Annotated in this window: 22 protein-coding genes; 13 read left to right on the forward strand and 9 right to left on the reverse strand. The window is 65.4% G+C overall.

Features of this window, described 5'->3' with window-relative positions; genetic code table 11:
• The first annotated feature begins 232 nt into the window (after window positions 1-232).
• From imuA to AT984_RS14010, 3 genes are read left to right on the forward strand one after another with little or no spacing between them, the layout of a single operon-like run.
• Window positions 233-1,174, forward strand: a complete 942-nt coding sequence (gene imuA, locus AT984_RS14000; protein WP_058720616.1) for a translesion DNA synthesis-associated protein ImuA — start codon at window positions 233-235, stop codon at window positions 1,172-1,174.
• Entirely contained in the window at window positions 1,131-2,528 is a 1,398-nt protein-coding gene (locus AT984_RS14005) for a Y-family DNA polymerase (RefSeq protein ID WP_058720617.1), read from the forward strand. Before imuA ends, AT984_RS14005 begins: the two co-directional genes overlap by 44 nt.
• Window positions 2,525-5,653 carry an error-prone DNA polymerase gene (locus AT984_RS14010; protein WP_058720618.1) on the forward strand — a complete coding sequence of 1,043 codons (3,129 nt, stop codon included), beginning with the start codon at window positions 2,525-2,527 and terminating at the stop codon, window positions 5,651-5,653. The genes AT984_RS14005 and AT984_RS14010 overlap by 4 nt, the downstream gene beginning before the upstream one ends.
• Window positions 5,654-5,701: 48 nt before the next feature.
• On the opposite strand, the gene AT984_RS14015 is transcribed toward AT984_RS14010, so the two are convergent.
• Both AT984_RS14015 and AT984_RS14020 read right to left on the reverse strand, forming a co-directional pair.
• Window positions 5,702-6,742 carry a hypothetical protein gene (locus tag AT984_RS14015; protein ID WP_058720619.1) on the reverse strand — a complete coding sequence of 347 codons (1,041 nt, stop codon included), beginning with the start codon at window positions 6,740-6,742 and terminating at the stop codon, window positions 5,702-5,704.
• 98 nt (window positions 6,743-6,840) lie between these two features.
• Window positions 6,841-7,836, reverse strand: coding sequence for a helix-turn-helix domain-containing protein (locus tag AT984_RS14020; protein ID WP_058720620.1), 996 nt, complete (start codon window positions 7,834-7,836; stop codon window positions 6,841-6,843).
• Between the two features lie 118 nt (window positions 7,837-7,954).
• On the opposite strand from AT984_RS14020, the gene AT984_RS14025 reads away from it, so the two are divergent.
• Window positions 7,955-8,470: an isochorismatase family protein gene (locus AT984_RS14025; protein WP_058720621.1), complete on the forward strand. Its 516-nt coding sequence runs from the start codon at window positions 7,955-7,957 to the stop codon at window positions 8,468-8,470.
• Window positions 8,471-8,509: 39 nt separating this feature from the next.
• Here AT984_RS14025 and AT984_RS23790 read toward each other — a convergent pair whose 3' ends face one another.
• Window positions 8,510-8,632 carry a hypothetical protein gene (locus tag AT984_RS23790; protein ID WP_257721160.1) on the reverse strand — a complete coding sequence of 41 codons (123 nt, stop codon included), beginning with the start codon at window positions 8,630-8,632 and terminating at the stop codon, window positions 8,510-8,512.
• 77 nt (window positions 8,633-8,709) lie between these two features.
• Window positions 8,710-9,402: an HTH-type transcriptional repressor FabR gene (gene fabR / locus AT984_RS14030; RefSeq protein ID WP_058720622.1), complete on the reverse strand. Its 693-nt coding sequence runs from the start codon at window positions 9,400-9,402 to the stop codon at window positions 8,710-8,712.
• Window positions 9,403-9,523: 121 nt separating this feature from the next.
• On the opposite strand from fabR, the gene AT984_RS14035 reads away from it, so the two are divergent.
• Together AT984_RS14035 and AT984_RS14040 are read left to right on the forward strand one after the other, a co-directional pair.
• The gene (locus tag AT984_RS14035; RefSeq protein WP_197418102.1) at window positions 9,524-10,657 is read left to right on the forward strand and encodes a ferredoxin reductase; all 1,134 of its coding nucleotides are present in this window, start codon (window positions 9,524-9,526) and stop codon (window positions 10,655-10,657) included.
• A 3-nt stretch (window positions 10,658-10,660) separates the two neighbouring features.
• Complete coding sequence (locus AT984_RS14040) at window positions 10,661-11,770, forward strand: fatty acid desaturase family protein (RefSeq protein WP_058720623.1); 1,110 nt, start codon at window positions 10,661-10,663, stop codon at window positions 11,768-11,770.
• 172 nt (window positions 11,771-11,942) lie between these two features.
• Here AT984_RS14040 and AT984_RS14045 read toward each other — a convergent pair whose 3' ends face one another.
• Entirely contained in the window at window positions 11,943-12,251 is a 309-nt protein-coding gene (locus AT984_RS14045) for an Mpo1-like protein (protein WP_231741426.1), read from the reverse strand.
• A gap of 88 nt (window positions 12,252-12,339) precedes the next feature.
• Window positions 12,340-14,343, reverse strand: coding sequence for an SDR family oxidoreductase (locus AT984_RS14050; protein WP_058720625.1), 2,004 nt, complete (start codon window positions 14,341-14,343; stop codon window positions 12,340-12,342).
• 213 nt (window positions 14,344-14,556) lie between these two features.
• On the opposite strand from AT984_RS14050, the gene AT984_RS14055 reads away from it, so the two are divergent.
• Window positions 14,557-15,384, forward strand: a complete 828-nt coding sequence (locus AT984_RS14055; protein ID WP_082680031.1) for a phasin family protein — start codon at window positions 14,557-14,559, stop codon at window positions 15,382-15,384.
• 135 nt (window positions 15,385-15,519) lie between these two features.
• On the opposite strand, the gene AT984_RS14060 is transcribed toward AT984_RS14055, so the two are convergent.
• Together AT984_RS14060 and AT984_RS14065 are read right to left on the reverse strand one after the other, a co-directional pair.
• The gene (locus AT984_RS14060; protein ID WP_058720626.1) at window positions 15,520-17,016 is read right to left on the reverse strand and encodes a carboxypeptidase M32; all 1,497 of its coding nucleotides are present in this window, start codon (window positions 17,014-17,016) and stop codon (window positions 15,520-15,522) included.
• Between the two features lie 72 nt (window positions 17,017-17,088).
• Window positions 17,089-17,574, reverse strand: coding sequence for a YqaA family protein (locus tag AT984_RS14065; protein ID WP_442952146.1), 486 nt, complete (start codon window positions 17,572-17,574; stop codon window positions 17,089-17,091).
• 123 nt (window positions 17,575-17,697) lie between these two features.
• On the opposite strand from AT984_RS14065, the gene dusB reads away from it, so the two are divergent.
• The 4 genes from dusB to AT984_RS14085 all read left to right on the forward strand — a co-directional run bounded on the left by dusB (window position 17,698) and on the right by AT984_RS14085 (window position 21,370).
• On the forward strand, window positions 17,698-18,822 hold the full coding sequence (dusB, locus tag AT984_RS14070; RefSeq protein ID WP_231741427.1) for a tRNA dihydrouridine synthase DusB: 1,125 nt from the start codon (window positions 17,698-17,700) through the stop codon (window positions 18,820-18,822).
• Window positions 18,819-19,055 carry a helix-turn-helix domain-containing protein gene (locus tag AT984_RS14075; protein WP_058720628.1) on the forward strand — a complete coding sequence of 79 codons (237 nt, stop codon included), beginning with the start codon at window positions 18,819-18,821 and terminating at the stop codon, window positions 19,053-19,055. Before dusB ends, AT984_RS14075 begins: the two co-directional genes overlap by 4 nt.
• An 86-nt stretch (window positions 19,056-19,141) precedes the next feature.
• Window positions 19,142-20,722, forward strand: a complete 1,581-nt coding sequence (purH, locus tag AT984_RS14080) for a bifunctional phosphoribosylaminoimidazolecarboxamide formyltransferase/IMP cyclohydrolase (protein ID WP_058720629.1) — start codon at window positions 19,142-19,144, stop codon at window positions 20,720-20,722.
• 84 nt (window positions 20,723-20,806) lie between these two features.
• Window positions 20,807-21,370 (forward strand): DUF1697 domain-containing protein, encoded by a 564-nt coding sequence (locus tag AT984_RS14085; RefSeq protein WP_058720630.1) that lies wholly within the window; start codon window positions 20,807-20,809, stop codon window positions 21,368-21,370.
• Window positions 21,371-21,426: 56 nt separating this feature from the next.
• Here AT984_RS14085 and AT984_RS14090 read toward each other — a convergent pair whose 3' ends face one another.
• On the reverse strand, window positions 21,427-22,938 hold the full coding sequence (locus AT984_RS14090; RefSeq protein WP_058720631.1) for a protein adenylyltransferase SelO: 1,512 nt from the start codon (window positions 22,936-22,938) through the stop codon (window positions 21,427-21,429).
• Window positions 22,939-23,125: 187 nt separating this feature from the next.
• Between AT984_RS14090 and AT984_RS14095 the strand changes: the two genes are divergently transcribed.
• Complete coding sequence (locus AT984_RS14095) at window positions 23,126-23,638, forward strand: hypothetical protein (RefSeq protein ID WP_058720632.1); 513 nt, start codon at window positions 23,126-23,128, stop codon at window positions 23,636-23,638.
• 2 nt (window positions 23,639-23,640) lie between these two features.
• Window positions 23,641-25,284 (forward strand): GMC family oxidoreductase, encoded by a 1,644-nt coding sequence (locus tag AT984_RS14100; protein ID WP_058720633.1) that lies wholly within the window; start codon window positions 23,641-23,643, stop codon window positions 25,282-25,284.
• Window positions 25,285-25,428 lie beyond the last annotated feature (144 nt).

A 25,428-nucleotide genomic window follows, 5' to 3' on the forward strand; every position in this document is an offset into this window, starting at 1 on the left:
GAGGAATGACGATATGGTGAAAACCCTAATTTTCCACCTTAAACCGAAGCAGGCCGCCGCGAAAACCCCTCAAGCAGAGGGTTAACTATGGTTTTCTCACGGAAAGTCAGCCGTGTTGGCGGGGCAGCGGCATCGGTGTGACAGCGCTGTGGCATCAGCCTGGCCTCATTAAGCTGTATAAAAACACAGTCTTTCTGTATCATGAGTTCCCCCCAGCTCGCAGCAAGCCGCCATGCTCTCCACCGCAACTCTCCGCCCGGCAGAGCCAGCCCAGGCCTTGCTGCACGCCCAAGTCTGGCGCGCCAACAGTCTGGGCAGCAGCCCCAAGCCCGGCCTCAGCAGCGGCTTTGCGGCGCTGGACGCCCAGCTGCCCGGCGCCGGCTGGCCCAGCCACGCCCTGAGCGAAATCCTGCAGCCGCCCCACACGCAGCTGGAGTGGCGCTTGCTGGGCCCCGCCCTGCGGGCGCTGTTGGCCCCATCGGCGTCCCACACGGCAGCACCCGGCCAAGGCCAAGCCAAGCGGCCGCAGCAACCAGGCCGCGCGCCCGTCGTGCTGCTGATCAACCCGCCCTACACCCCGCACCTGCCGGGCCTGCAAGCCGCTTGTGGCGCGGCGGCCGAACAGCTGCTGTGGATTGCCGCAGGCACGGCGCAGCAACAGCTCTGGGCCACCGAGCAAGCCATCAAGGCCAATGCCGCCGCCGCCATCCTGGCTTGGCTGCCGCAGGCCAGGCCCGAGCAAATCCGGCGCCTGCAAAGCCATGCCCAGAGCTGCAGCGCGCCGGTGTTTTTGCTGCGCCCGCTGGCCGCGCACACGCAAGCCTCGGCCGCGCCCTTGCGGGTGGCCTTGAGCGTGGGCGCCGATTGGTGTTTGCAAGTGCAAATCCTCAAACGCCGCGGGCCCACGCATGAGCAAGCCCTGCTGCTGCCGGCCCTGCCCGCCGGGCTGCAAGAAGTGCTGAGCCCGCGCATGCTGGCCCAGCCTTGGCCCAGCATGGGAACGCCGGTCACGCCGATCGCTCCGCTCATGCCGACCACGACTGTCGTCAACACGCCGGCGGCGCCGCAAATCGCAAGCAGCGCAAGCAGCGCCGGCAGCGCCATCACCTCCGTCAGCGCCCTCATCAGCCATGCACTGGCTCGCCCTGCTCAGCCCGCCACCAGCGCCCACTGAAACGCTGGCAGGGGGCAGCGGCGGCACGGCGGCATCGCAACAACAGGCCCTGGCCTGGTGGGCGCTGCAGTTCACGCCGCGCGTGGCTTTGCTGGAAGAGGCGGTGGTGCTGGAAGTGGCCGCCAGCCTGCGCCTGTTCGGCGGCCCGCAGGCCTTGCATCAGCGTCTGTTTGCCAGCGCGCCGCAGGCCGGCTTGCACCTGCAGGCGGCCGCCTGGGCGCCCAGCAGCTTGGGCGCCTTGGCCTTGGCGCGCTGCCAGCCCAGCCTGGACTGGCCTAGCAGCCTGAGCTTGGGCGCACAGCTTGATGCCCTGCCCCTGCCCGCCCTCAGCGCCGCGCAAGCCCATGCCCCCATGCTGGCCCGGCTGGGTTGCAAGCGCCTGGGTGATGTGCGCCGCCTGCCGCGCGCCGCCCTGGGCCGGCGCTTCGGCGCCGAGCTGCTGCGGGCGCTGGATCAGGCTTATGGCCAGTTGCAGGAGGCGCATGCCTGGATCAGCATCCCCGAGCAATTCAGCGCCCGCCTGGAGCTGCCGCAGCGCAGCGACAACGCCATGGCCTTGCTGCATCACGCCCAGCATCTGCTGCGCCAGCTCTGCGCCTGGCTGGCCGCCCGCCATGCCGGTGTGCAAGACCTGACCCTGCACTGGGAGCATGACGCGATGCGCGCCCGCGAGATCGCCAGCCACGGCAGCCTGCAAGTGCACACGGCCGAAGTCACACGCGACTACCGCCATCTCGCCCGCCTGCTGAGCGAGCATCTGCAGCGCATCGCCCTGCCCGCGCCGGTGGGTGAAATCAGCCTGCACGCCGGCACGGTCTTGCCGCTGATCGAAGCCAGCCAGCCCCTGCTGCCGCCCGGCCCCGGCCAGCCCGTCGCCGGGCAGGAAAGCCTGTCGCAATTGCTGGAGCGCATGGCCCTGCGCCTGGGCGAGCGCCAAGTGCGCTGCGGCCATTTGCAAGAGGACCATCGCCTGGAACAGATGCAATGCTGGCAGCCCTGGCCCGGCCACGCGGCACCCGCGCCGGGCCTGCGCCCCAACGGCAGTCCGCAACCGACCTGGCTGCTGCCCGAGCCGCTGCGGCTGGAAGTGCGGCAAGACCAACCGCATTACCTCGGCCCGCTGCGCCTGCTGGCGGGGCCGCAGCGCATCGAAGGCGGTTGGTGGGGCGGCCACGCGGGCGACCCAGGCCAAGCCCAGCAAGAATCGCAGCAAGAGCCGAAAAATAGGCCGCCGCAACATGTGCAGCGCGACTACTTCCTGGCCCTGAGTGCCACCGCCGGCGTGCTGTGGATTTTTCAGCAGCGCCTGTCGGTGGACGAGCAAGGTTGGTTCTTGCACGGGCTCTTCGCATGATCAGCGCCTACGCCGAGCTGCATTGCCTCAGCCACTACTCTTTTTTGCGCGGCGCCTCCAGCCCGCAAGAGTTGGTGGAGCGCGCCCATGCGCAAGGCTATGCGGCGCTGGCCATCACCGATGAATGCTCACTGGCCGGCGTGGTGCGTGCCCATGTCGCGGCCAAGGCCTGCGGGCTCAAGCTGTTGATCGGCAGCGAATTCCTGGTCAGCGAAGCCGAGGGCCCCGGCTTCAAACTTGTGCTGCTGGCCCGCCATCTGCAAGGCTATGGCGAGCTGTGCCAGTTCATCACCGACTTGCGGCGCAGCGCGCCCAAGGGCAGCTACCAGCTCAGCTGGGCCTTGCTGCAGCAGCATGCCGCGCAGCTGAGCAGCGGCTGCCTGGCCTTGTTGCTGCCGCTGCGCAGCAGCAGCGACGCGCAATTGCTGGCGCAGGCGCAGTGGCTGTTGCAAGCCTTCAGCGGGCGGGCCTGGATTGGCGTGGCCCTGCTGCGCGAACTGGGCGACGAACTCTGGCTGCACCGGCTGCGGCAGATCTCGCAGGCCACGGCCCTGCCCCTGGTGGCGGCGGGCGATGTGCATCTGCATGTGCGCTCGCGCAAGCCGCTGCAAGATGTGATGACAGCCACCCGGCTGAATCGCCCCATCAGCGCCTGCGGCTATGAGCTGCAGCCCAATGCCGAGCGGCATCTGCGCAGCCGCCTGCGCCTGGCGCAGCTCTACCCGGCCGATCTGCTGGCGCAAACCTTGGTGGTGGCGGCGGCCTGCAGCTTCTCGCTCGACGAAATTCGCTACCAATACCCCAGCGAGGTGGTGCCGCCGGGTCAGAGCCCGGCCCAGCATTTGCGCGCCCTCACCGAAGCAGGTGCGCGCATTCGCTGGCCGCAGGGCGTGGCAGCAGCGCACCGCGCCCAGATGGAGCATGAGCTGGCACTGATCCACGAGATGGGCTACGAGCATTACTTCCTCACCGTGGCCGATGTGGTGAGCTTTGCGCGCGGCCAAGAGATCCTCTGCCAGGGGCGCGGCTCGGCGGCCAATAGCATCGTCTGCTTTTGCCTGCACATCACCGAGGTTGACCCGGCGCGCAGCAGCATGCTGTTCGAGCGCTTCATCAGCCGCGAACGCAACGAGCCGCCCGACATCGATGTGGACTTCGAACACGATCGACGCGAAGAGGTGATTCAGTACCTCTACAGCAAATACGGCCGCGAGCGCGCCGCGCTGACCGCGGTGGTGATCAGCTACCGGCCGCGCAGCGCCATCCGCGATGTGGGCCGGGCGCTGGGCTTGGACCCTGAACTGGTGGAGCGCCTGGCCAAGGATCACCACGGCTGGACCGAAGAAGTGCTGCCCGAGGAGCGCCTGCAGCAGCTGCAAGCCGAGCTGGGCCTGGACTTCGGTAGCCTGCAGCTGCGCCAGCTGCTGCTGCTGACGCGCCAGCTGATGGGCATGCCGCGCCACCTCAGCCAGCACCCCGGCGGCTTTGTGTTGACGCAGGGGCCGCTGTCGCGCCTGGTGCCGATCGAGAACGCCAGCATGGTCGATCGCACCGTGATCCAGTGGGACAAGGACGATATCGACGCGCTCGGCCTGATGAAGGTGGATGTGTTGGCGCTGGGCATGCTCAGCGCGCTGCGGCGCAGCTTCCAGCTGATTGAGCAGTTACGCGGCCAGCCCTTTGGCATGAAGGACGTGCCCGAGGGCGACCGCCCCACCTACGACATGATCTGCCGGGCCGACACGGTGGGCGTGTTCCAGATCGAATCGCGCGCCCAGATGTCCATGCTGCCGCGCCTGCAGCCGCGCTGTTTTTACGATCTGGTGGTGGAAGTGGCCATCGTGCGCCCCGGCCCGATTCAGGGCGGCATGGTCCACCCCTATTTGAAGAACCGGGCCATGCGGCCGCAAGACATTCAGTACCCCAGCGAGGCGCTCAAGGTGGCGCTGGAGCGCACCTGCGGCATCCCGATTTTTCAAGAGCAGGTGATGCAGGTGGCGATGATCGCGGCCAGCTTCTCGGCCGGTGAGGCCGACCAGCTGCGCCGCGCCATGGCGGCCTGGAAACGGCCCGGCGACCTGCAGCGCTTTCACGAAAAGATCTTGAGCGGCATGCGCGCCAATGGCTACACCGACGACTTTGCCGAGGCCATCTTCCGCCAGATCAAGGGCTTTGCCTCCTACGGCTTTCCAGAGTCGCATGCCGCCAGTTTCGCGCTGCTGACCTATGTGTCTTGCTGGGTCAAGCAGCATGAGCCGGCGGTGTTTTTGTGCGCCCTGCTGAACTCACAACCGCTGGGCTTTTACTCACCCAGCCAGCTGGTGCAAGACGCGCGCCGCCACGACATCGAGGTGCGCGCGGTGGATGTCAACTGCAGCGGCGTGGTCAGCAGCCTGGAGCCGATTGCCGGCCAGCATCAGCCCGCTGTGCGCTTGGGCCTGCAACTGGTCAGCGGCTTGGCTGGCGCGGCGGCGCGGCGCATCGAGATGGCCCGCGTCCAAGCCCTTTTCAGCGACACGCAAGACCTGGCCCTGCGCGCCGGGCTCGATCAGCAAGATCTGCAGCAACTGGCCGCCGCCGACGCCCTGATGTCGCTGGCCGGCCAGCGCCGCCAGCAGGTCTGGCAGGCCACCGCGCTGCGCGCCATGCCGCCGCTTTTGCAAGGCACGCTGCCGCTGGAGGATGAACTGGCCTTGGAACAAGCCCCCGAAGGCGAGGAGGTGCTGTGGGACTACGCTGCCCTGGGCCTGACCCTGCGCAGCCATCCGCTCAAGCTCTTGCGCCCGCGCCTGGCCAAGCGGGGCCTGCTGACGGCCGCGCAGCTGCTGCACTGGCGCAGCGGCAGGCCGGCGCATGCCTGCGGCTTGGTGACGGTGCGGCAGCGCCCGCAAACCGCCAAGGGCGTGCTCTTCATCAGCATGGAAGACGAAACCGGCAGCGTGCAGGTGATCGTCTGGCCCGATGTGTACGAAGCCAACCGCAGCCTGCTGCGCAACGCCCGCCTGCTGGCCGCGCACGGCAAATGGCAGGCCGAGAACGGCGTGCGCCATCTGCTGGCACAGCGCTTCGAGGACTTGTCGCCCTGGCTGGGCCGGCTGGGCTTGGAGAGCAGGGACTTCCGCTGAAGGCCGGCCAAGCGCATCACTGCGTCCAAGCCTCACACCTTCAAAACCTCAGAGATAGGGGCCGGAGCGCCGCGACCGTCCCGAGCGGCTGGAGCTGACTTTGCGGCCGCTGGACTCACTGGAGCGGCTCTCAGCGCCAAAGCTGCTGTGGCCGGAGGATTGATGGTGATGATGCGGGCGATGTTGTGGACGGATGATGGGCACATCGAGCGCAGCGGCGCGCTCAGGGGCCGAGGCGGGTGGTGTCGGCTCCAGATCGCTGGGCAGGCTTGAATCGCCCTGAGCGCCGAAACGGCTGGAGCTGCTAGCGCCGCTCGATCGGCGCGCACGCCGCAGCGCCTGCTGCTGGCGCTTACGCTCTTGCATGCGCAGCACGGCCACCACCAGGGAGCCCGAACCATACAAGGCCATGGCACCCAGTGCCCAAGGCAGCAACTCGTAAAACAGCTGCTCGGCCAGCACCAGCACCTGGCCATTGGTCAGGCGTGAACCGGGTGGCGGTCCAGCATCGGGATGGCCAACGCCAAGGGGGCCGTCGTGGCCCCCTTGGCCGGGCTGGCCCTCCCCCTGGTAGCCCACGCGCTTGGGCTCGCGTGCGGCAGCATCGGGCTTCTCCAGCCCCAAGCTGTTTTTGATTTGCCCCAGATCGCTGCGCAATTCCTTCAAGGCCGACACCGTCTCGGGGGCGAGATTCTCTTTGATGGCGGCGCGCACCTCATCGCCCACCATGGCTTCGCTCGGGCTACCCGCCCCACCCGTGGTGCGCGAGGACTGATCAGCCCGCGGCTTGATTCCCGCGATTTGGGCCTGCGCCGGGGTCAAAGCAGCAGCCGCGGCCGAGGCGGCCAGGGCGGCACGCGCCGCTGCCGCCGCTTGTGCCTCACGGGCCGATCGCGTCGGCGTGGCCCCCGGGTTGGGCATCAGGCCCGACAAGGCCTTGCGCTCGGCTTCATCCAGCACGACCGGTATTGGGCTCGCCGCCGAGGCCGAGGCCGCATGCGCGGGCAGCGCGTCCTGGCCGACCGGGCTGGCCTGCGCTGCAGCCACGGTCAAGCCGCACAGCAGCGGCGCTAACCATGGGCTACCCATCGCCTTGCAAGACATCGCCACCCCCAAAATTACGACCGCGCTATTCTGCGACCGCGACGCACCGCCCCCCGAGCATCCCCCCTGAATAGGTGGTCGGTTCATCCCGCACTGAAACTACGCCGCCAAGCCGTGGGCGCCAGGCCAAAGGCCCGCCCGAAGTGATGCCGCAAGGACACCGCCGAGCCAAAGCCCGCCAGCGCGGCCACGTCGTCGATGCTGCGCGGCTCCTCCTGCTCCAGCAGCCGCTGCGCCAGCGCCAGCCGTTCCCGCAGCAACCAGTCGCCCAGGGTGCCGCCGGTCAGCTGCCGAAAATGGCGGCTGAAGCTGCGCCGGCTCATCAAGGCCCGCGCGGCCACGCTGTCCAGGCTGTGCGGCTGGTTCAGCGTGGCGCGCAAATCGTCCAACACAAAGGCCAGAGCCGAGTCCCGCGCCGTCACCGGCACCGCCTGCTCGATGTACTGCGCCTGCCCACCCTGGCGCTGCGGCGGCACCACCAGGCGGCGCGCCACCCGGTTGGCTGCCGCCACGCCGTACTGGCTGCGCAGCAGATGCAAGCAGGCATCGATGCCGGCGGCCGTGCCAGCCGAGCTCAGCACATCACCCTCATCGATATAGAGCACATCGGGCTCGACCCGGATGGCCGGAAAGCGCTCGGCAAAGTCCTGCGCATAAGCCCAGTGCGTGGTGGCGCGCCGGCCATCCAGCAAGCCGGCCTGGGCCAGCAGATAAGCGCCCAGGCACAAACCCACCAGCTGGGCGCCACGCTGATGCGCCGCGCGCAGCGCCTTCAGCAAGGCCGGCGGCGCCGCTTCCGCAGGGTCGCGCCAGCTGGGCACGATGACAGTGTGGGCCGTCTTCAAAGCCTCCAGGCCATAAGCCGGCTGCACGGCAAAGCCGGCCGTGGTGCGCAAGAGGCCGGGCTCTGCAGCGCAAACGCGCAAGTCGAACTGCGGTTCGGCCGCTGTATGTGGCCCCGGCCCTAGCTCATGGCCAAACACCGCGCAGGGCACGGCCAGATGAAAAGGGCTGATACGGTCAAAAGCCAGTACCGCGATGCGGTGGCGGGCGATGGCGGTGTTGGCGGCAGCAGGCATAGGCCAGTCCAAAAACAGATTGGCCCGATCTTATCGAAGAATGGCTTTCGGGCCACTCGCAGGAACAGCCTCGGCTGCCAACAATGGCGGCATCCCAACCCAAGGAAAGCAAAGCCCCATGAACACCAAGCAACAAGCCCTGCTGGTCATCGATGTGCAAAACGACTATTTCGACGGCGGCAAATTCCCGCTCTGGAATAGCGAAGCAACGCTCGTCAAGATCGAGGCCGCCATCGCGCAAGCCCAGGCCCGCGAGATGCCGGTGATCTTGATTCAGCACATTGCCGATGCCAGCAAAGGCCCCGCGCCCTTCTTCAACGCCGGCAGCGAGGGCGTGGCCCTGCATCCGCGCCTGCTGGCGGCCGCGCCGAACGCACCCATCGTGATCAAACAGCATGCCGACAGCTTTGTCGGCACCACCCTGGCGGCCACGCTGCAGGCGCTGGGGGTGAAGGAGCTCTTGGTCTGCGGCATGATGACGCAGAACTGCGTGGTCTTCACCGCCATCTCACCGCAGGCGCAAGGCTATGAGGTGAGCATCCTGCCTGAGTGCTGCACCACGGTCAGCGAGATGCTGCACCGCATTGCGCTGGCCGGCGTGGCCACACGCATGACGCTGGCCGCAGGCTTCTGAGCCGGGCGCAGCGCAATGGCCTGGGCCTGGGCCTGAGCCTTAGACCCTGTCCAAGGCCAGGTCGGGCGAACCTGAGATCGCCAACGTCTGGGTGCCGGTGACGATCATGCGCACCATCACCACCAATTGCTCGGTCAACTCGGGCAATTTTTCATGCGGCATGTCCATCGCAGTGGCGCCAATGGCAAACACCATTCTGAGCCGGGCGCAGCGCAATGGCCTGGGCCTGGGCCTGGGCCTTAGACCCTGTCCAAGGCCAGGTCGGGCGAACCTGAGATCGCCAACGTCTGGGTGCCGGTGACGATCATGCGCACCATCACCACCAATTGCTCGGTCAACTCGGGCAATTTTTCATGCGGCATATCCATCGCGGTGGCGCCGATGGCAAACACCAACCGGGTGATGGCCTTGGCCGTGAGCGCCGGCTCAAACAAGCCGGTGCCGTGGGCCTCGGCAATGCGGATCAAGTCCTGGCGCAACTCTTCCTCGAAGAAATCGAGTTGCTGATCCACCGCGCGCTTGAAGGCGTCCGAACCGACCGTGCCTTCGCGCAGCAAGATGTGCAACAGCAGGTCATCCGAGCGCAACTGATCCATAAAGGCCTGCACGGCGCTGCGCACCACGCTGGAGCCGTTGTGCGAGCGCCGCCGCGCCTCACCAATGATTTGCCGCAGCGACTGGCCGGCCAAATTGATCAGGGCCACGGCCAACTCGTCCATATCGCGAAACTGGCGATAAAAACTGTTCGGGGCGATGCCGGCCTCACGCGCCACTTCGCGCAAGCTCAGTGACGACACGCTGCGATGCGGCCCCACCAGCTTGAGCGCGGCTTGAATGATGTCATCGCGCGAAATCTGCGCCTTGCGGCCGGGGCCGGTGGCGCCAGGCAGATCAAGAACAGGAGTTGGCAGGGACGCTTGAAGCATGGTCATGAAGGTGCGGCAGACTGCGCATCATAGCGATTTTTGATTTAATATACGACTGTATACACAAATGTATGTATGAACGTACAATGCGTTCAGCTCAGCAGATTTTTCCAGACGGAGTAGTTTCGTGACCGTTGCATCGATTGCCCAGCCGCAAGGCAAAACCCAGCAGCAGGCCGGCCTGCCCAGTCAGCGCGCACGCCGCCCGGGGCTTTTACGCCGCTGGGCCGCGCCGCTGGTGGACCCGGCCGTGTTTGACTTCTGGGCCGGCAAGATCAACCGCAGCTGGACCTGGGAGCGTGCCCTGGGCCGCGTGGTCGAGCGCACGGTTGCCGCCGAAGGCGCCGTCACCCTGGTCTTGCAGCCCAACCGCCACTGGCAGGGTTTTGCGCCCGGCCAGCATCTGAACATCGGCGTCGAGATCAATGGACGCCGCGTCACCCGCTCCTACAGCCTGTGCGATGTGCCGCGTGCCGATGGCCGCATCGCCATCACCATCAAGCAAGTCGACGGCGGCGTAGTGAGCACCCAGCTGTGCCAGCACACCCGCGTGGGTGATCTGCTGGACCTGGGCCCCGCTTACGGCAGCATGCTGCTGCCCACCACCCTGCCGGGCGCGCTGGCTCTGCTGGCAGCCGGCAGCGGCATCACCCCGCTGATGAGCCTGACCCGCGCCCTGGCCGCCCAAGGCATGCCGGTGCCGGTGACGCTGATCTACTGGGTTCGCACCGCTGCCCAAGCCTGCTTTGTGCCCGAGTTGCAGGCCTTGGCCGAGCGCTTTGCCAATTTCAAATTCCAGCTGATCGCCACCCAAGAAGGCGGCGAGCGCATCAACAGCGTCAGCCTGAGCCAAGCCTTGGGCCAGCCATTGGCGCAGACCCAAGCCCTGGCCTGCGGCCCCGGCGGCTTTGTCGCCAGCGCGCGTGAGTTGCTGGGCGCGCAAGTGCAAAGCTTCCAGGCCGAGGCCTTCTCACCCGCCGTGCCGCTGAATGTGGACAGCAAGCACATCGTCAAGGTGTCGCTGCGCCGCAGCGGCCGCACGCTGGAAATCGGCTCCGGCGAAGCCATCCTGCCCGCGCTGGAAGCACAAGGCTTGCGCCCGACATCGGGTTGCCGCATGGGCATTTGCCACAGCTGTGTCTGCACCATGCACGAAGGCCTGGCCGAAGACCTCAACACCGGCGAGCGCAGCAGCGAGCCCAATACCGCGCTGCGCATCTGCGTCAGCCGCGCCTGTACCGACATCAGTCTTGATCTGTAAATCATGAGCAAATCCCTGACCCGCAATCTGAGCAACGACGAGTTGGAAAAGTTCGGCGCCGAGATCGAGGCGCTGCGCGCCCGCACCGTGGCCGACCTGGGCCCACGCGACGCCCGCTACATCCGCAATATCTTCCGTGCCGTGCGCTGGACCGAGTTCAGCGGCCGCGCCCTGCTGATGATCGGCGCCTTCTTGCCCACGCCCTGGATGTGGGCCTTCTGGGCACTGGGCGCTTTAAGCCTGGGGCTGTCGAAGATTCTCGACAATATGGAACTCGGCCATAACGTCATTCACGGTCAGTTCGACTGGATGGGCGATCCCAAATTCCAGGGCAAGACCTTCGAGTGGGACATCGTTGGCACCAGCGAAAACTGGCGCAAGACCCACAACTTCCGCCACCACACCTACACCAATATCCACGGCCTGGACGACGACATTGGCTACGGCGTGCTGCGCTTGTTCCCCGAGCAGAAGTGGACCCCGGTCGCCCTGCTGCAGCCGATTTACGCGGTGCTGTTTGCGCTCTTCTTCCAGTGGGGCGTGGCGATTCAAAACCTGCCCAAGGGCGGTTATTTCGGCAAGCATGGCAAGACCGCGCGCGGTGAATTGAAAATCGCCGGCCGCAAGATTTCGCGCCAGCTGATCAAAGACTATTTGATCTTCCCGGCGCTGGCCGGCCCCGGCTTCCTGGTCGTGCTGACCGGCAATGTGCTGGCCAATGTGATGCGCAGCGTCTGGACCTACGTCATCATCTTCTGCGGCCACTTCACCACCGAGGTCGAGACCTTCCACCGCAGCGTGCTGAAGAACGAAACCCGCGCGCATTGGTACTGGCGCCAGATTCGCGGCTCCAGCAATATCAGCGGCGGCTTCGCGCTCAACACCTTGTCAGGCAATCTGAGCCACCAGATCGAACACCACCTCTTCCCCGATGTGCCGGCCAACCGCTATGTGGAAATGGCCCCGGTGGTGCGCGACATCTGCCGCCGCTACGGCGTGCACTACAACACCGGCTCGCTGGTGGGCCAGTTCAGCCAGGTGATCTGGCGCATCCTGCGCCACAGCTTCCCCAGCCGCCCACGCCGTGCGCGGGTGGCGAGCTTGCAGAGCTGATCGACAGCAAGCAATTCACGCAAGCAAACCAATGGCCCTGCGGGGCCATATTTTTTGGACGGCAAATCTACAGACGGGCACGTCCAGGTAGAGAAGGCATTGCGGCATGGCGCGAAGGCAGCGACTGGCTAGTGCTGCGCCATTCTGCGTACCGCGAGAACAAAAGCGCGAACTAAAACTTGACCTTGCCGACGAGCATGTCCTTGAACATCACCCAGTCTCCCATCAAGCTGTACAGCGGGTAGCGGAAGGTGGCGGGCTTGTTTTTCTCAAACACAAAATGCCCCAACCAGGCAAAGCCATAGCCCAGCAGCGGCAGACCGTACAGCCAATGCCATTGCGAGGTGATGAGGGCAAAACAAAGCAAGCTCAAGACGCCGGCACTGCCCACAAAATGCAGGCGCCGGCAGGTGCTGTTCTGGTGCTCGCCCAGGTAGTAAGGGTAGAAGGACGCGAAGCTGGTGAATTCTTTGGGCGTCACGGCGCGATCCTTTGCTGAAGTGACTGACGCTGCAGCGGGGCCTTCCATCGGCAACAGCCGCTCAGAATACTAAGAAGGCTTAGAAGGCTCAAAAATGAATCCCCTTCATCATCTGCTGCAAGGCAATCGCCTCGGGCGAGAGCTGGGACTTGAGGCTCTTGCCCGAACCATCGCCCTTGGCCGCATCGCTGTCCGGGAACATGCGGAAGCTGGTGTTCATGACGATTTGCGCCACGCGCGGCAGCAGCGAATGCATCAACTCGCCGGTAATCCCTAAGCGGGTGGCAATGCGCACCGGCTTGCTGATGCAGGCATCGGCCACCATATCGGCGGCCTCCTCGGGGCTCAGCGTTGGCACATTGTTGTAGATCTTGGTCGGCGCGATCATGGGCGTGCGCACCAAGGGCATATTGATGGTGGTGAAGGTGATGCCCAGGTCGGCATATTCACTTGAGGCGCAGCGCGTCCAAGCGTCCAGCGCCGCCTTGCTGGCCACATAGGCCGAGAAGCGCGGCGCATTGGTCAGCACGCCGATGCTGGAGATATTGACCACATGTCCCTTCTTCTTGGCCACCATGCCAGGCAGCAGGCCCATGGTCACGCGCAGGCAGCCGAAGTAATTCAGCTGCATGGTGCGTTCATAGTCGTGGAAGCGGTCATAGCTACCCTCGATGGCGCGGCGGATGGAGCGGCCGGCGTTGTTGATCAGGAAGTCCACCCCGCCAAAGTTCTCGGCAATCCAGGCCATCATGCCGGCGCAGCTTTGCTCGTTGGAAATGTCGGCGGAGTAACTGTGTATCTGTGCGTCAGCACCAGCGGCCGCGCGGATCTCTTGGACGGCCTGTGCCAGCTTGGCCTCGTCACGCGCACAAATCAGGGTGATCGCACCGGCCTGGGCGAACTTGGTCGCAGCCGCCAAGCCAATGCCCGAGGAGCCTCCAGTGACCAGCACCACCTTGCCCGCCACCGTACCGCGCAGGCTGCGATCGATGAAGAGGGCTGGGTCCAGATGACGCTCCCAGTAATCCCACAAACGCCAGGCGTAATCGTGCAAGTTCGGACAGGCCACGCCCGATCCCTTTAACGCGGCTTCGGTCTCGCGGCAGTCAAAACGGGTCGGGTAGTTGATGAAGGTGAACAAATCATCCGGCAGGCCCAGATCCTTCATCACCGCATTGCGGATGCGCCGCACCGGTGCCAAGGCCATCAAGCCCTTCTTCACGCTCTTTGGAATAAAGCCCAGCAGCGCCGCATTGACGAAGAGATTCATCTTGGGCGCATGGGCGGCGCGCGAAAAGATGTCCAGCACATCACCGACGCGGTAGCCCATCGGGTCGACCAAATGGAAGCAAGCGCCCGTCTTGCGCTGCTGGTGGCTGATGTGATCCAGCGCATTAACGACGAAATCAACCGGCACGATATTGATGCGGCCACCTTCCAAACCAATCGAGGGCATCCAGGGCGGCAGGATCTGGCGCAGGCGCTGAATCAGCTTGAAGAAGTAGTAAGGGCCATCGACCTTGTCCATCTCCCCAGTCTTGGAGTCGCCCACCACCATGGCGGGCCGATACACCGTCCAGGGGCGCTTGCACTCCTTGCGAACGATCTTCTCGCTCTCGTGCTTGGACTTGAAGTAGGGATGATCCAGGCCTTCGGCCTCGTCAAACATATCCTCGCGGAACACGCCTTCGTAGAGCCCGGCGGCGGCAATGCTGGAGACATGGTGCACATGGCCGGCCTCCACGGCATGGGCAAACTCCACCATGCTGCGCGTGCCATCGATATTGGCGCTCATCTGCGCCTCCTCGTCCGCATTCAAGTCATAGACGGCGGCGAGGTGGTAGACATGGTCGATCTGACCCTTCAGGCGCTTGATGTCCTCCACAGACACACCCAGCTTCTTAGCGCACAAATCGCCCTTGACCGGCTGCACACGGTTCTTGGCAACGCCCCAGAATTGCAGCAAGTCGGGCAGCTTGTCCCAGCTCTCTTCACGCAGCAAAAAGTGCACCGTACTGCCGCGCCGCGCGAGCAGTTTTTTCACCAGCCGCTTGCCAATAAAGCCAGTGGCTCCCGTCACGAAATACTGCATCAGTGTCTCCGTCAAGAATGTGGTCTACCCGCATTCTTGACCATCAGCAGGCGACCGAAGCTGCAGGCTTTCCCCAGGGGTCGACCAGGCTGTAGGTAGAGGGCACTGCCTAGGACTTGCGTCAGCTAAATGCAGGCATGCGGGCCTATAGTGAGGATGTGCGAGTACCTACCAGGGCCCGCCAGTAATTCGTCAACACAAAGGACTGACAATATGGTCAAGAAGCTTCAGAAAATGGCAGCCAAGAAAAACGCCGCCGCGAGCAGCACCTTCGGTGGCGCGATCCCGGCCGGACTGTTGGACAGCCAACTTGCCCAGCACATCAAGGACTCGGCCCAGCAAATCTGGGCAGCAGGTCTGGGCGCCTTTTCCAAGGCGCAAGGCGAAGGCGGCAAGGTGTTTGAAGCCCTGGTGAAAGAAGGCATCCACTTGCAAAAGAAGACCCAAAGCGCCGCCGAAGAAAAGATCGGTGCCATGGCCAGCAAGATGACCGGCATGGCCGACGATGTGGGCAGCAAGGCTGGCCAACATTGGGACAAGCTGGAATCCATCTTCGAAGAGCGCGTGGCTCGCGCCTTGAAGCGCCTGGGCGTGCCCTCGGCCAAGGAGGTGAATGAATTGGTGGAGCGCCTCAATGAGTTGAGCGACGCCCTGGGCGTGGCACCGAAAGCCAAGGCCAAGCCCGCAGCCAAAGCCGACAAGGCCAGCAAGGTCGTGAAGACAGCCGTCAAGCCCGCCGCAAAAGCTGCGACCAAGGCCGTGAAGACCGCCGTGGCTGCTGCGCCCAAGGCCGTTAAGCCTGCCGCCAAACCCGTTGCTAAGGCCCCCGCCAAAGTGGCCGCTGTGAAGGCGCCGGTCAAGGCCGCCGCCAAGCCGGCCGCCAAAGCTGCCCCCAAGGTCGTCGCCAAAAAGGCAGCCGCGCCAGCAGCAGCAGCCAAGCCAGTTGAAGCCAAGGCCCCGGCCGCCAAGCGCGTTGCCAAGAAGGTCGCGGCAGCCCCAGTCGCTGCAGCTCCGGCCAGCACCGAAGCCGCCGCAGCTTGATCAGGCGGGCGTGGCCGCTGAGCAGCCGCGCCCTTCGATCAAGACCGATTCAGCCGACCGCGCTCGCGGGCTGCTGAATCACAGCACTGAGGCCCGCCACAAGGCGGGCCTCAGTGCATGGAAAGCCCCCAAGCCTCAGGCCAGATAACGCGCCTGCAAATGCGCCTTGAAGTGCGCCGGGTTGAGCGCCTCGCCGCTGGCGCGGCGCACCAACTCAGGCGTTTCCCAACGGCTGCCCTGGCTCCAGATATTGGTTTGCAACCAGTCAAACACGGGCTGCAATTGGCCGGCCTCGATCTGCGCGTCCAGCGTCGGCGTGGCGCGCCGCATCGCGGCAAACCACTGCGCGGCATACATGGCGCCCAAGGTGTAGCAAGGGAAGTAGCCAAAGGAGCCGCTGCCCCAATGCACGTCTTGCATGCAGCCATCCTTGAAGTTGCCGCGCGTGTCCTGACCCAGCAGCTCCATCATCTTGGCGTCCCACAGAGCCGGGATGTCCTCGCACTCGATCTCGCCTTCCATCAGCGCGCGCTCGATCTCGTAGCGCAGGATGACGTGCGCCGGGTAGGTGACTTCGTCGGCATCGACGCGGATCAGGCCGGTGTGCACCCGGGTCAGCAAGCGATTCAGGTTTTGCGGCGCAAAGGCGGGTTGATCGCCCAAGTGATTGATGACCAGCGGGCTCAGCAGCTTGGCGAAGGCCGGGTGGCTGCCCAGCTGCATCTCAAAGCTCAGGCTCTGGCTTTCATGCAAGCCCATGGAGCGGGCTTGTGACAAGGGCTGGGTGATCCAGTCGCGCGGGCGGTTTTGCTCGTAGCGGCCATGGCCGGTTTCGTGGATGGTGCCCATCAGGCTGGGGATGAAGTTGTCCTCGCGGTAGCGCGTGGTCATGCGCACATCTTCCGGCACACCGCCGCAAAACGGGTGGGCGCTTTCATCCAGGCGGCCGGCGTCGAAGTCGAAGCCCATCAGGCGCATGGCGTCCAGGCCCAGGGCGCGCTGGGCCGCTTTCGGGAAGGGCCCCACGGGCTCCAGCACCGTCTCCTGCGCCTGCTTGGCCTGCACGGTCTTGATCAAATCAGGCAGCCAGCTGCGCAGATCACCGAACACGCGGTCCACCTCGGCGCTGCGCATGCCGGGCTCATACAAATCCATCAAGGCGTCGTAACGCGACAGGCCGGTGGCTTCCGACAAGCAGACCGCCTCCTCCCGCGCCAAGGCCACCACTTCACGCAGATTGGGCAAGTGACCGGCCCAGTCATTGGCCGGGCGTTGGCTGCGCCACGCATGTTCGCAGCGCGAGCTGGCCAGCGACTTGGCTTCCACCAGCCGTTGCGGCAAGGCGTTAGAGGCGCTCCAGGCGCGTTTGATCTCGCGCAGATTGGCGCGCTCGTCGCTGCTCAGCTCTTCTTGTTCGGCGTCGGCCAGCAAGGTCTTGAGCACCGGCTCGGTGCTGAGCTGATGCAGCAAGCCACCCATTTCGGCCACAGCCAGGGATCGCGCCTCGCTGCCCTTGGCCGGCATATTGGCGGATTGGTCCCACTCGGCGATGGATTGCAGGTGCGTCAGATGATGCAAGCGCTGCTGGCGTTGTTGCAATTCAGTGTAGGCAGGGGTGCGGGTAGTCGTCATGGGGGGCTGGCTCAAATCTGTAATGCGGTCACGCATTGTGATCGCTGAAGAGAAGTTCGCGGCTTACCCCCATCAGGGGGGGAATACCCAAAGCAAGCTCGCCGTCATCAGGACGTAGCGCATCAGCTTGCCCACGGCCATATAGGCCACACAAGGCCAGAAGGGCAGCTTCAACCAACCGGCCACGGCGCACAGCGGATCGCCCACCACCGGCAACCAGCTGAGCAGGCAAGCCTTGGCACCAAACTGCTCCAGCCAGCGCAAGGCGCGCGGGTTGGGAGGCTGCTCGCGCTTGGCATGCTCATAAGCTTGCTCGGCGGCGTAGCCCATCCACCAACTGATGGCGCCGCCCAGGGTATTGCCCACGGTGGCCACCAGCACGGCGGGCCAAAACATGCTGGGGTCAGCCTTCACCAAGAGGAAGACCGCCGGCTCCGAGCCCAGCGGCAAAAGCGTGGCCGACACCAGCGCCACGATGAAGACGGCCGCCAGCCCAACCTGAGGCAAGGCCATGGTGGCGAGCAGGCTGTGAATAGCAGATTGCAGAAATTGTTCCATGGCGTGGATTATGGGCAGGGCCCGAGCGGGCGAAGGGCTTTATACTCTTGCCTCTTTTTTGTGCAGCCAGCGCCATCTCTGCGCCTGAACTGCAGCCCCCACCTTCCGTCCGTCCGCACCCGCATGTCTTCCCCAATGCCTGGCCCACAGCTTGGCTCCCATCGTCTTGCCAACGCCTTGTTCGTGGCGCCCATGGCCGGCGTCACCGACCGGCCGTTCCGCCAGCTGTGCCGCCGCATGGGGGCAGGCTACGCGGTGAGCGAGATGGTGACTTCGCGCAAGGACTTGTGGAACAGCCTGAAGACCTCGCGCCGCGCCAATCATGAGGGTGAGCAAGGCCCCATCGCGGTGCAGATTGCCGGCACCGACGCGCCCATGATGGCCGAGGCCGCGGCCTACAACATCGCCCGCGGCGCGCAGATCATCGACATCAATATGGGCTGCCCGGCCAAGAAGGTGTGCAGCAAATGGGCCGGCTCGGCGCTGATGCAAGACGAACCGCTGGCCTTGCAAATCGTCAGCGCCGTGGTCGAGGCCGCAGCGCCGCATGGCGTGCCGGTGACCCTGAAGATGCGCACCGGCTGGTGTGAGAGCGAGAAAAACGCCGTCAAGCTGGCCCTGGGCGCCCAAGCCGCCGGCGTGGCCATGGTGACGGTGCATGGCCGCACCCGCGAGCAGGGCTACAAGGGCCAAGCCGAATACGACACCATCCGCGCCGTCAAGGCTGCGCTGCAGATTCCGGTGGTGGCCAATGGCGATATCGACTCGCCCGAGAAGGCCCGCGAAGTGCTCGCCCACACCGGCGCCGACGCCATCATGATTGGCCGTGCCGCCCAAGGCCGGCCCTGGATCTTCCGCGAGATCGCCCATTACCTGAGCACCGGCCAGACCCTGCCCGCCCCCACCGTGGTGGAGGCCAGCGACTGGCTGGTGGAACACCTGCAAGAACACTACACGCTCTACGGCAGCCTGACCGGCATGCGCACCGCGCGCAAGCACATCGGCTGGGCGGTGCGTGACTTGCCCGGTGGTGAAGAGTTCCGCCAGGCGATGAACCTGCTGGAAAGCTGCGAGGCGCAAATCAGCGCCCTGCGCCAATGGTTCGCCCGCATGGCGGGGGACTATGAGCGCTTGCCCTATCTTGCCAAGCCGCAAGGCGAGCCAACAATGGCAGGTTCGGACGCAGACGATGAATATGCGATGACTATGAATGCAAACCAACAAAAAGAACTGAGGCCGCTGGCATGACACCGAAACCCATCGATGCCTGCGTGCGCGAAAACCTGGAGGTCTATTTCCGCGACCTCGAAGGCGAAGAACCCCATTCCATGCACGAGATGCTGATCCACCTGGTGGAGAAGCCCCTGCTCGAAGTGGTGATGCAGCACGCCGCCGGCAACCAAAGCAAGGCGGCCGAGTGGTTGGGCATCAACCGCAACACCTTGCGGCGCAAGCTGACCGAGCACAAGCTGATCCCTTGAGGGGCGCGGCCACCAAAGACCGCCCGATTGCCAGCCAGCCTGCCGGCCCGATTTTTTGAATTCAAACTTAGCCAAGAAGTAACGCCATGTCTCAACTCACTGCTCTGATCTCCGTGTCCGACAAGACCGGCATCCTCGAATTCGCCAAGGAACTGCACGCCCTGAACGTGCGCCTGCTGTCCACCGGCGGCACGGCCAAGCTGCTGGCTGACGCGGGCCTGCCCGTCACCGAGGTGGCTGACCACACCGGCTTCCCCGAGATGCTGGACGGCCGCGTCAAGACCCTGCACCCCAAGGTGCACGGTGGCCTGCTGGCGCGCCGCGACTTCCCCGAGCACATGGCCGCCGCTGCCCAGCACGGCATCACCATGATCGACATCCTGGCCGTCAACCTCTACCCCTTTGAAGCCACCGTGGCCAAGCCCGGCTGCACGCTGGAAGACGCGATCGAGAACATCGACATCGGCGGCCCGGCCATGGTGCGTAGCGCCGCCAAGAACTGGAAAGACGTGACGGTGCTGACCGACGCCTCCCAATACGCCGGCGTGCTGGAAGAACTCAAGGCCAGCGGCAAGACCAGCGACAAGACTCGCTTCGCCGCCAGCGTGGCTGCCTTCAATCGCATCGCCCAATATGACGCGGCCATCAGCAACTACCTGAGCGCCCGCCAAGACGACGGCAGCCTGGCCGAGTACCCCGGCCAGATGAACTCCACCTTCGTCAAGGTGCAAGACCTGCGCTACGGCGAGAACTCGCACCAAACCGCCGCCCTGTACCGCGACCTCTTCCCCGCCCCCGGCTCGCTGGTCACCGCCAAGCAACTGCAAGGCAAGGAGCTCAGCTACAACAATATCGCTGATGCCGACGCCGCCTGGGAATGCGTCAAAGCCTTTGACACCCCCGCCTGCGTCATCATCAAGCACGCCAACCCCTGCGGCGTGGCGATCGGTGCCAACCCGGCCGAAGCCTATGCCAAGGCCTTGAAGACCGACCCCACCAGCGCCTTCGGCGGCATCATCGCCTTCAACCGCCCGGTGGACGCGGCCGCTGCCCAGCATGTCTCCAAGCAGTTCGTTGAAGTGCTGATGGCTCCGGCCTTCAGCGATGAAGCGCGCGCCATCTTCGCCGCCAAGGTGAATGTGCGCCTGTTGGAAATCGCCCTGCCCGCGGGCGGCGCCACGCCCTTCAGCCAAGGCCGCAATGCCGTCGACAGCAAGCGCGTCGGCTCCGGCATCCTGCTGCAAACCGCGGACAACCATTTCCTCAAGGCCAGCGATCTGAAGGTGGTCACCACCAAGCAGCCCACCGCGCAAGAGCTGCAAGACCTGCTGTTCGCCTGGACTGTCGCTCAGTACGTGAAGAGCAATGCCATCGTCTTCTGCGCCGGCGGCATGACCCTGGGCGTGGGTGCCGGCCAAATGAGCCGCATCGACTCGGCCCGCATCGCCTCGATCAAGGCCGAGAACGCGGGTCTGACCCTGCAAGGTTCGGCCGTCGCCAGCGACGCCTTCTTCCCCTTCCGAGACGGCTTGGATGTGGTTGTTGATGCCGGCGCCACCAGCGTCATCCAGCCCGGTGGCTCGATGCGCGACGACGAGGTGATCGCCGCCGCCAACGAGCGCGGCATCGCCATGGTGTTCAGCGGCGTGCGCCACTTCCGTCACTGATGGATCAGCCGGGCTCCTGCAGCAGCCCGGCGCACGCCCCGCGCCGCTACGCCGCGCGGGGCTTCATTCATGGCCGCAGCTGGCATGAGTAAAACCCAAGCCATCGCTTGCGTGGCCCTGCTGCGCGGCATCAATGTGGGCAAGGCCAAGCGCATCGCCATGGCGGACTTGCGCGAGATCTTGAGCGACACCTTGGGCTTCACCGAGGTGCGCACCTTGCTCAATAGCGGCAACGCGCTGTTCAAGGCCACGCCAAGCCAACTGAGTGGCGCGGCGGCGGCGATTGCGGCTGCCATCGAGCATCGCTGCGGCTTTTCAGTTGCGGTGATCGTTGTCAGCGCCAGCGAATTGCACGAGGTAATCGCGCAGAACAGTCTGCTGCAGCGGCAAGCCGACCCGTCCCAATTGCTAGTTGCCTTTCTGGCCTCCGCGCAAACCCAAGCCAAGGCCCAAGCCCTGCTTCAGCAAGACTGGGGCGATGAGGCTTTTGCCCTGGGTGAGCGGGCCGCCTATCTGCATTGCGCCAGCGGCGTGATCGATTCCAAACTGGCCAAGGACTTTGCCCGCGCCACCGGCGAGGCCGCCACTTCACGCAACTGGCACACGGTGCTGAAACTGCAAGCCATGCTGGAAGGCCATGCCGATTAAGGCTTCGCGCTAAGCTCGGCCTCGTTCAAGCGAGCGGCCATCTGCTCATCGAGCCCTCAGGTGCCGCAGAAAGTGCGGTAGTTCGCCGTCACCTCCGCAGGCGCGGGCTGGGCGTAGCGGTCCAGGCCGGGGCGCTCGACGAAAGGCTGGCTCAGCACCGCCAAGAGCTGCTCGAAGGGCATCAGATCCCCATGATCGCTGGCGGCACTCAAGGCCTCCTCCACCAAGGCATTGCGCGGAATGTAGAGCGGGCTGACGGCCCGCATCGCTGCAGCGCACTGCGCCGGGGGCTGGGCCGCCTCGCTGGCCAAGCGCGCCTGCCAACGGGCGAGCCAGGCATTCAATGCACCGGCATCCGCAAACATGGCCTGCAAGGCGCTCGGAGGCAAGACCTGACCCTGTGGCGCTGCGCCATCGGCCACTGCCGCCAGATGCCGCCAGGCCAGAGTGAAATCCACCGCCTGGGTGTGCAGCAGGTTCAACCAATCCTGCGCCAATTCAAGATCACCGTCCTGGGCCTCCAACAAACCCAGCTTGGCGCGCGCGCCTTGCAGCCAGTGCGCCTCATACCGCGCCGGGAAGTCGTCCAGCACCGCCATGGCCTGATCGATGGCGCGCTGCACATCGCTGCCCATCAGCGGCAGCAAGGCCTCGGCCAAGCGGGCCAGGTTCCAGCGCGCGATTTGCGGTTGGTTCGAGTAGGTGTAGCGGCCCTGCCGGTCGATCGAGCTGAAGACCGCGTCGGGGTCATAGGCCTCCATGAAGGCGCAGGGGCCGTAGTCAATCGTTTCGCCGGAGATGGTCATATTGTCGGTATTCATCACCCCGTGGATGAAGCCCAGATGCATCCAGCGCGCAATCAACGCCGCCTGGCGCTCGGCCACCGCCTGCAGCAAGCCGAGATAGGGCTCGGCGCTACCCAGCAGTTGGGGGTCGTGCCGCGCAATCACATAGTCGGCCAGGCGGCGGAGCTTGTCGATCTCGCCGTGCGCGGCGAAATACTGAAACGTGCCCACCCGCACATGGCTAGCCGCCACTCGCGTCAGCACCGCGCCGGGCAGCAGGCCTTCGCGCTGCACCTGCTCGCCGGTGCTCACCGCCGCCAGCGCCCGCGTGGTGGGCACGCCCAGCGCATGCATGGCCTCGCCCACCAAGTATTCGCGCAGCACCGGCCCGACGGCCGCCTTGCCGTCGCCGCCGCGCGAGAAAGGCGTGCGCCCCGAACCCTTCAAGGCGATATCGCGCCGCCGGCCCTGCACATCAATCACCTCGCCCAACAGCAAGGCACGGCCATCGCCCAGCTGAGGTGAGAAGCCGCCGAACTGGTGGCCCGCATAGGCTTGCGCCAGCGGCGTGGCGCCCACCGGCACCTCCATGCCGGCGAACAGGGCTGCCAAGGTGGCTTGGTCAAATCCCTCCAAGTCCAAGCCCAGCTCGGCCGCCAAGGCCTGGTTGAAACGCAGCAGGCGCGGCGCCGGGACCCGGCTGGCCTGCACATGGGCATACAGGCCTTCAAGCTCGCGCGCGTAGCTATTGTCGAAAGCGATGGTGGGCAGTGCGGTGGTCATAGCGAATGGAATCAGCAGAGTTCGCCCATCATCCACCAAGCCAGCGGCCAGCGCACGCCCTTGCGCTGTCACCCTTGCGACCATTCGGCAAATAGACCGCAAACTCTAGGCAAGGGCCAACACGCTTGGCACCGGGGCAGGCAGCGGTTAGCCTCGGATCAAACAAAAAATGGAGACTCGCTTGAGCATGATGAATCGACGACGCTGGCTGCAGCTGGGCGTGGGCAGCGCGGTGCTGCTGGGCCTGGCCGGTACCGGCGTGGCCCTGCTGCGCCCCGGCCTGGTGGACGGCAAACTCAGCCCCGACGCTCGCGTCCTGATGCGCAAAGTAGCCTTGAGCGTGCTGGACGGCCTGTGGCCCGAGAACGCGGTGCAGCGCGAGGCCCGGCTTGATCAACAGCTGGCCCAGGTGGATGCCAATATCGCAGGCTTTCCGGCCGAGGTTCGCGCACAGCTCGGTCAGGTGCTGAGCCTGCTGAGCAGCAGCGCCGGCCGCCTGGCGCTGACCGGCCTGAAGACCGACTGGGCCGAGGCCTCGGTGGCCGAGGTGCAAGCGGTGCTGGACGGCATGCGCCTATCCAGCCTCGACGTGCGCCAACAGATCTACCACGCCCTGCGTGACCTCAACTGCCTGGTCTTCTTCAGCGATGCCAGCAACTGGCCGCAAGTGGGCTACCCCGGACCCCGAGAATTCGCCTGAGCATGAGCCAAGAACAAAGCAATAAACCCAAGATCGCCGACCCCATCAAAGAGGGTCTGGCTCGCGGCTGGAAGGTCTTCGGCACCGAGCTGGACGGCGCCTTCCGCGCCCCACCGGCTCAGCTGGACTGCGATGTGCTGATTGTCGGCAGTGGCGCGGGCGCCGGCATCACGGCCGAGCTGCTGACCAAGGCCGGCCTCAAGATCATCATCGTGGAAGAAGGCCCGCTGCGCTCCAGCAGCGACTTCCGCCAGCTCGAAGCCGAGGCCTATGGCCAGCTGTACCAAGAAGCCGGTGGCCGCAAGAACACCGAGCAGACCATGCCGATCCTGCAAGGGCGCTGCGTGGGCGGCTCCACCACGGTCAACTGGGCAGGGGCCTTCCGCACGCCGGCTTCCACGCTGGAAGTCTGGGCCAGCAAATACGGCCTCAGCGATATGACGCCCGCGGCCCTGGGGCCCTGGTTTGAGCAGGTGGAGCGGCGGCTGAATATCGGTGAGTGGATGGGCGAGCCCAATGCCAATAACGATGTGCTGCGGCGCGGCGCGCTGAAGATTGGCGCCGAGCCGGTCAAGATGCATCGCAATGTGAAGGGTTGCTGGAACCTGGGCTCCTGCGGCCTGGGCTGCCCCACCAATGCCAAGCAGTCCATGCTGGTCACCACCATTCCGGCGGCGCTTGATCTGGGCGCCACCTTGCTGGTGCAAACGCGCGCACAGCGCTACGAGTTGCAGGGCGACCGGGTGGCGGCACTGATCTGCCAACCCATCCACCTCAATGGCGATGCCAATGGTGCGCCGCTGCGCATCACGGCCAAGCATTTCGTGCTGGCCGGTGGCGCCATCAACTCGCCCGCTCTGCTGATGCGCTCGGGCGCGCCCGACCCGCACAAGCTGCTGGGCAAGCGCACCTTTTTGCACCCCACCCTGGTCAGCAGCGCCGTCATGCCCGAGGCCGTGCAGGGTTGGGCCGGCGCGCCCATGAGCGTCTTCTCCGACCATTTCCTGCACCAGCATCCGGTGGACGGCCCGGTCGGTTTCAAGCTCGAAACCGCGCCGGTGCACCCGGCTTTTGCGATGACCAATCTGGGTGGCTTCGGCGCCGAGCTGGGCCCGCGCGTCAAAGCCTATCCGCACACCCATGTGGGCATCGCCCTGCTGCGCGACGGCTTCCATGCCGAGTCGCCCGGCGGCACAGTGAGCCTCAAGTCCGACGGCAGCGCCGCCCTGGCCTACACCTTGAGCGACTATTTGCTGGAAGGCGCCCGCCGCGCCCACCTCAGCATGGCCGAGCTGCAATTCGCCGCCGGCGCCAAGACCGTGCGCCCCGGCCACGAACAGGCCGCTGACTACGGCAGCTGGGAGGCCGCCAAAGCCGCGATTGCACGTTTGGACTACAAGCCCTTCCTGACCGTGGTCGGCAGCGCCCACGTGATGGGCGGCTGCAGCTTGGCCGCCGAGGCCAGCCGCGGCGTGGTGCAGCCAGACGGCCGGCATTGGCAGCTCAAGAACCTGTCGGTGCATGACGGCTCGCTCTTCCCCACCAGCATCGGCGCCAATCCGCAGGTCACGGTCTACACCCTGGCCGCGCGCCTGGCCACCGGCCTGGCGCAAAGCCTCAGCGGCAAGGCGGTGCAACTGGCTTGAATTGGGCCTGAGCTTGCGCTCAGTCAGGCCCGGGGCGCTTGCGGCAAGCGAACTCCGGGCTGGCCCGACGTTCCGGGTTAGCCCGGATATTTCACGAGGTCGGCCCCGGCTGGTCCACAGCACTGATGAACACGACGTTCTCTC

Origin of the sequence: Paucibacter sp. KCTC 42545, from assembly GCF_001477625.1 — a bacterium.
Classification (GTDB): Bacteria; Pseudomonadota; Gammaproteobacteria; order Burkholderiales; family Burkholderiaceae_C; genus Paucibacter_A.

Coding starts and splice junctions, on each gene's coding strand:
- imuA (WP_058720616.1), top strand. CDS start 233: ATGCTCTCCACCGCAACTCTCCGCCCGGCAGAGCCAGCCCAGGCCTTG.
- AT984_RS14005 (WP_058720617.1), top strand. CDS start 1,131: ATGCACTGGCTCGCCCTGCTCAGCCCGCCACCAGCGCCCACTGAAACG.
- AT984_RS14010 (WP_058720618.1), top strand. CDS start 2,525: ATGATCAGCGCCTACGCCGAGCTGCATTGCCTCAGCCACTACTCTTTT.
- AT984_RS14015 (WP_058720619.1), bottom strand. CDS start 6,742: ATGGGTAGCCCATGGTTAGCGCCGCTGCTGTGCGGCTTGACCGTGGCT.
- AT984_RS14020 (WP_058720620.1), bottom strand. CDS start 7,836: ATGCCTGCTGCCGCCAACACCGCCATCGCCCGCCACCGCATCGCGGTA.
- AT984_RS14025 (WP_058720621.1), top strand. CDS start 7,955: ATGAACACCAAGCAACAAGCCCTGCTGGTCATCGATGTGCAAAACGAC.
- AT984_RS23790 (WP_257721160.1), bottom strand. CDS start 8,632: ATGCCGCATGAAAAATTGCCCGAGTTGACCGAGCAATTGGTGGTGATG.
- fabR (WP_058720622.1), bottom strand. CDS start 9,402: ATGACCATGCTTCAAGCGTCCCTGCCAACTCCTGTTCTTGATCTGCCT.
- AT984_RS14040 (WP_058720623.1), top strand. CDS start 10,661: ATGAGCAAATCCCTGACCCGCAATCTGAGCAACGACGAGTTGGAAAAG.
- AT984_RS14050 (WP_058720625.1), bottom strand. CDS start 14,343: ATGCAGTATTTCGTGACGGGAGCCACTGGCTTTATTGGCAAGCGGCTG.
- AT984_RS14055 (WP_082680031.1), top strand. CDS start 14,557: ATGGTCAAGAAGCTTCAGAAAATGGCAGCCAAGAAAAACGCCGCCGCG.
- AT984_RS14060 (WP_058720626.1), bottom strand. CDS start 17,016: ATGACGACTACCCGCACCCCTGCCTACACTGAATTGCAACAACGCCAG.
- AT984_RS14065 (WP_442952146.1), bottom strand. CDS start 17,574: ATGGAACAATTTCTGCAATCTGCTATTCACAGCCTGCTCGCCACCATG.
- dusB (WP_231741427.1), top strand. CDS start 17,698: ATGTCTTCCCCAATGCCTGGCCCACAGCTTGGCTCCCATCGTCTTGCC.
- AT984_RS14075 (WP_058720628.1), top strand. CDS start 18,819: ATGACACCGAAACCCATCGATGCCTGCGTGCGCGAAAACCTGGAGGTC.
- purH (WP_058720629.1), top strand. CDS start 19,142: ATGTCTCAACTCACTGCTCTGATCTCCGTGTCCGACAAGACCGGCATC.
- AT984_RS14085 (WP_058720630.1), top strand. CDS start 20,807: ATGAGTAAAACCCAAGCCATCGCTTGCGTGGCCCTGCTGCGCGGCATC.
- AT984_RS14090 (WP_058720631.1), bottom strand. CDS start 22,938: ATGACCACCGCACTGCCCACCATCGCTTTCGACAATAGCTACGCGCGC.
- AT984_RS14095 (WP_058720632.1), top strand. CDS start 23,126: ATGATGAATCGACGACGCTGGCTGCAGCTGGGCGTGGGCAGCGCGGTG.
- AT984_RS14100 (WP_058720633.1), top strand. CDS start 23,641: ATGAGCCAAGAACAAAGCAATAAACCCAAGATCGCCGACCCCATCAAA.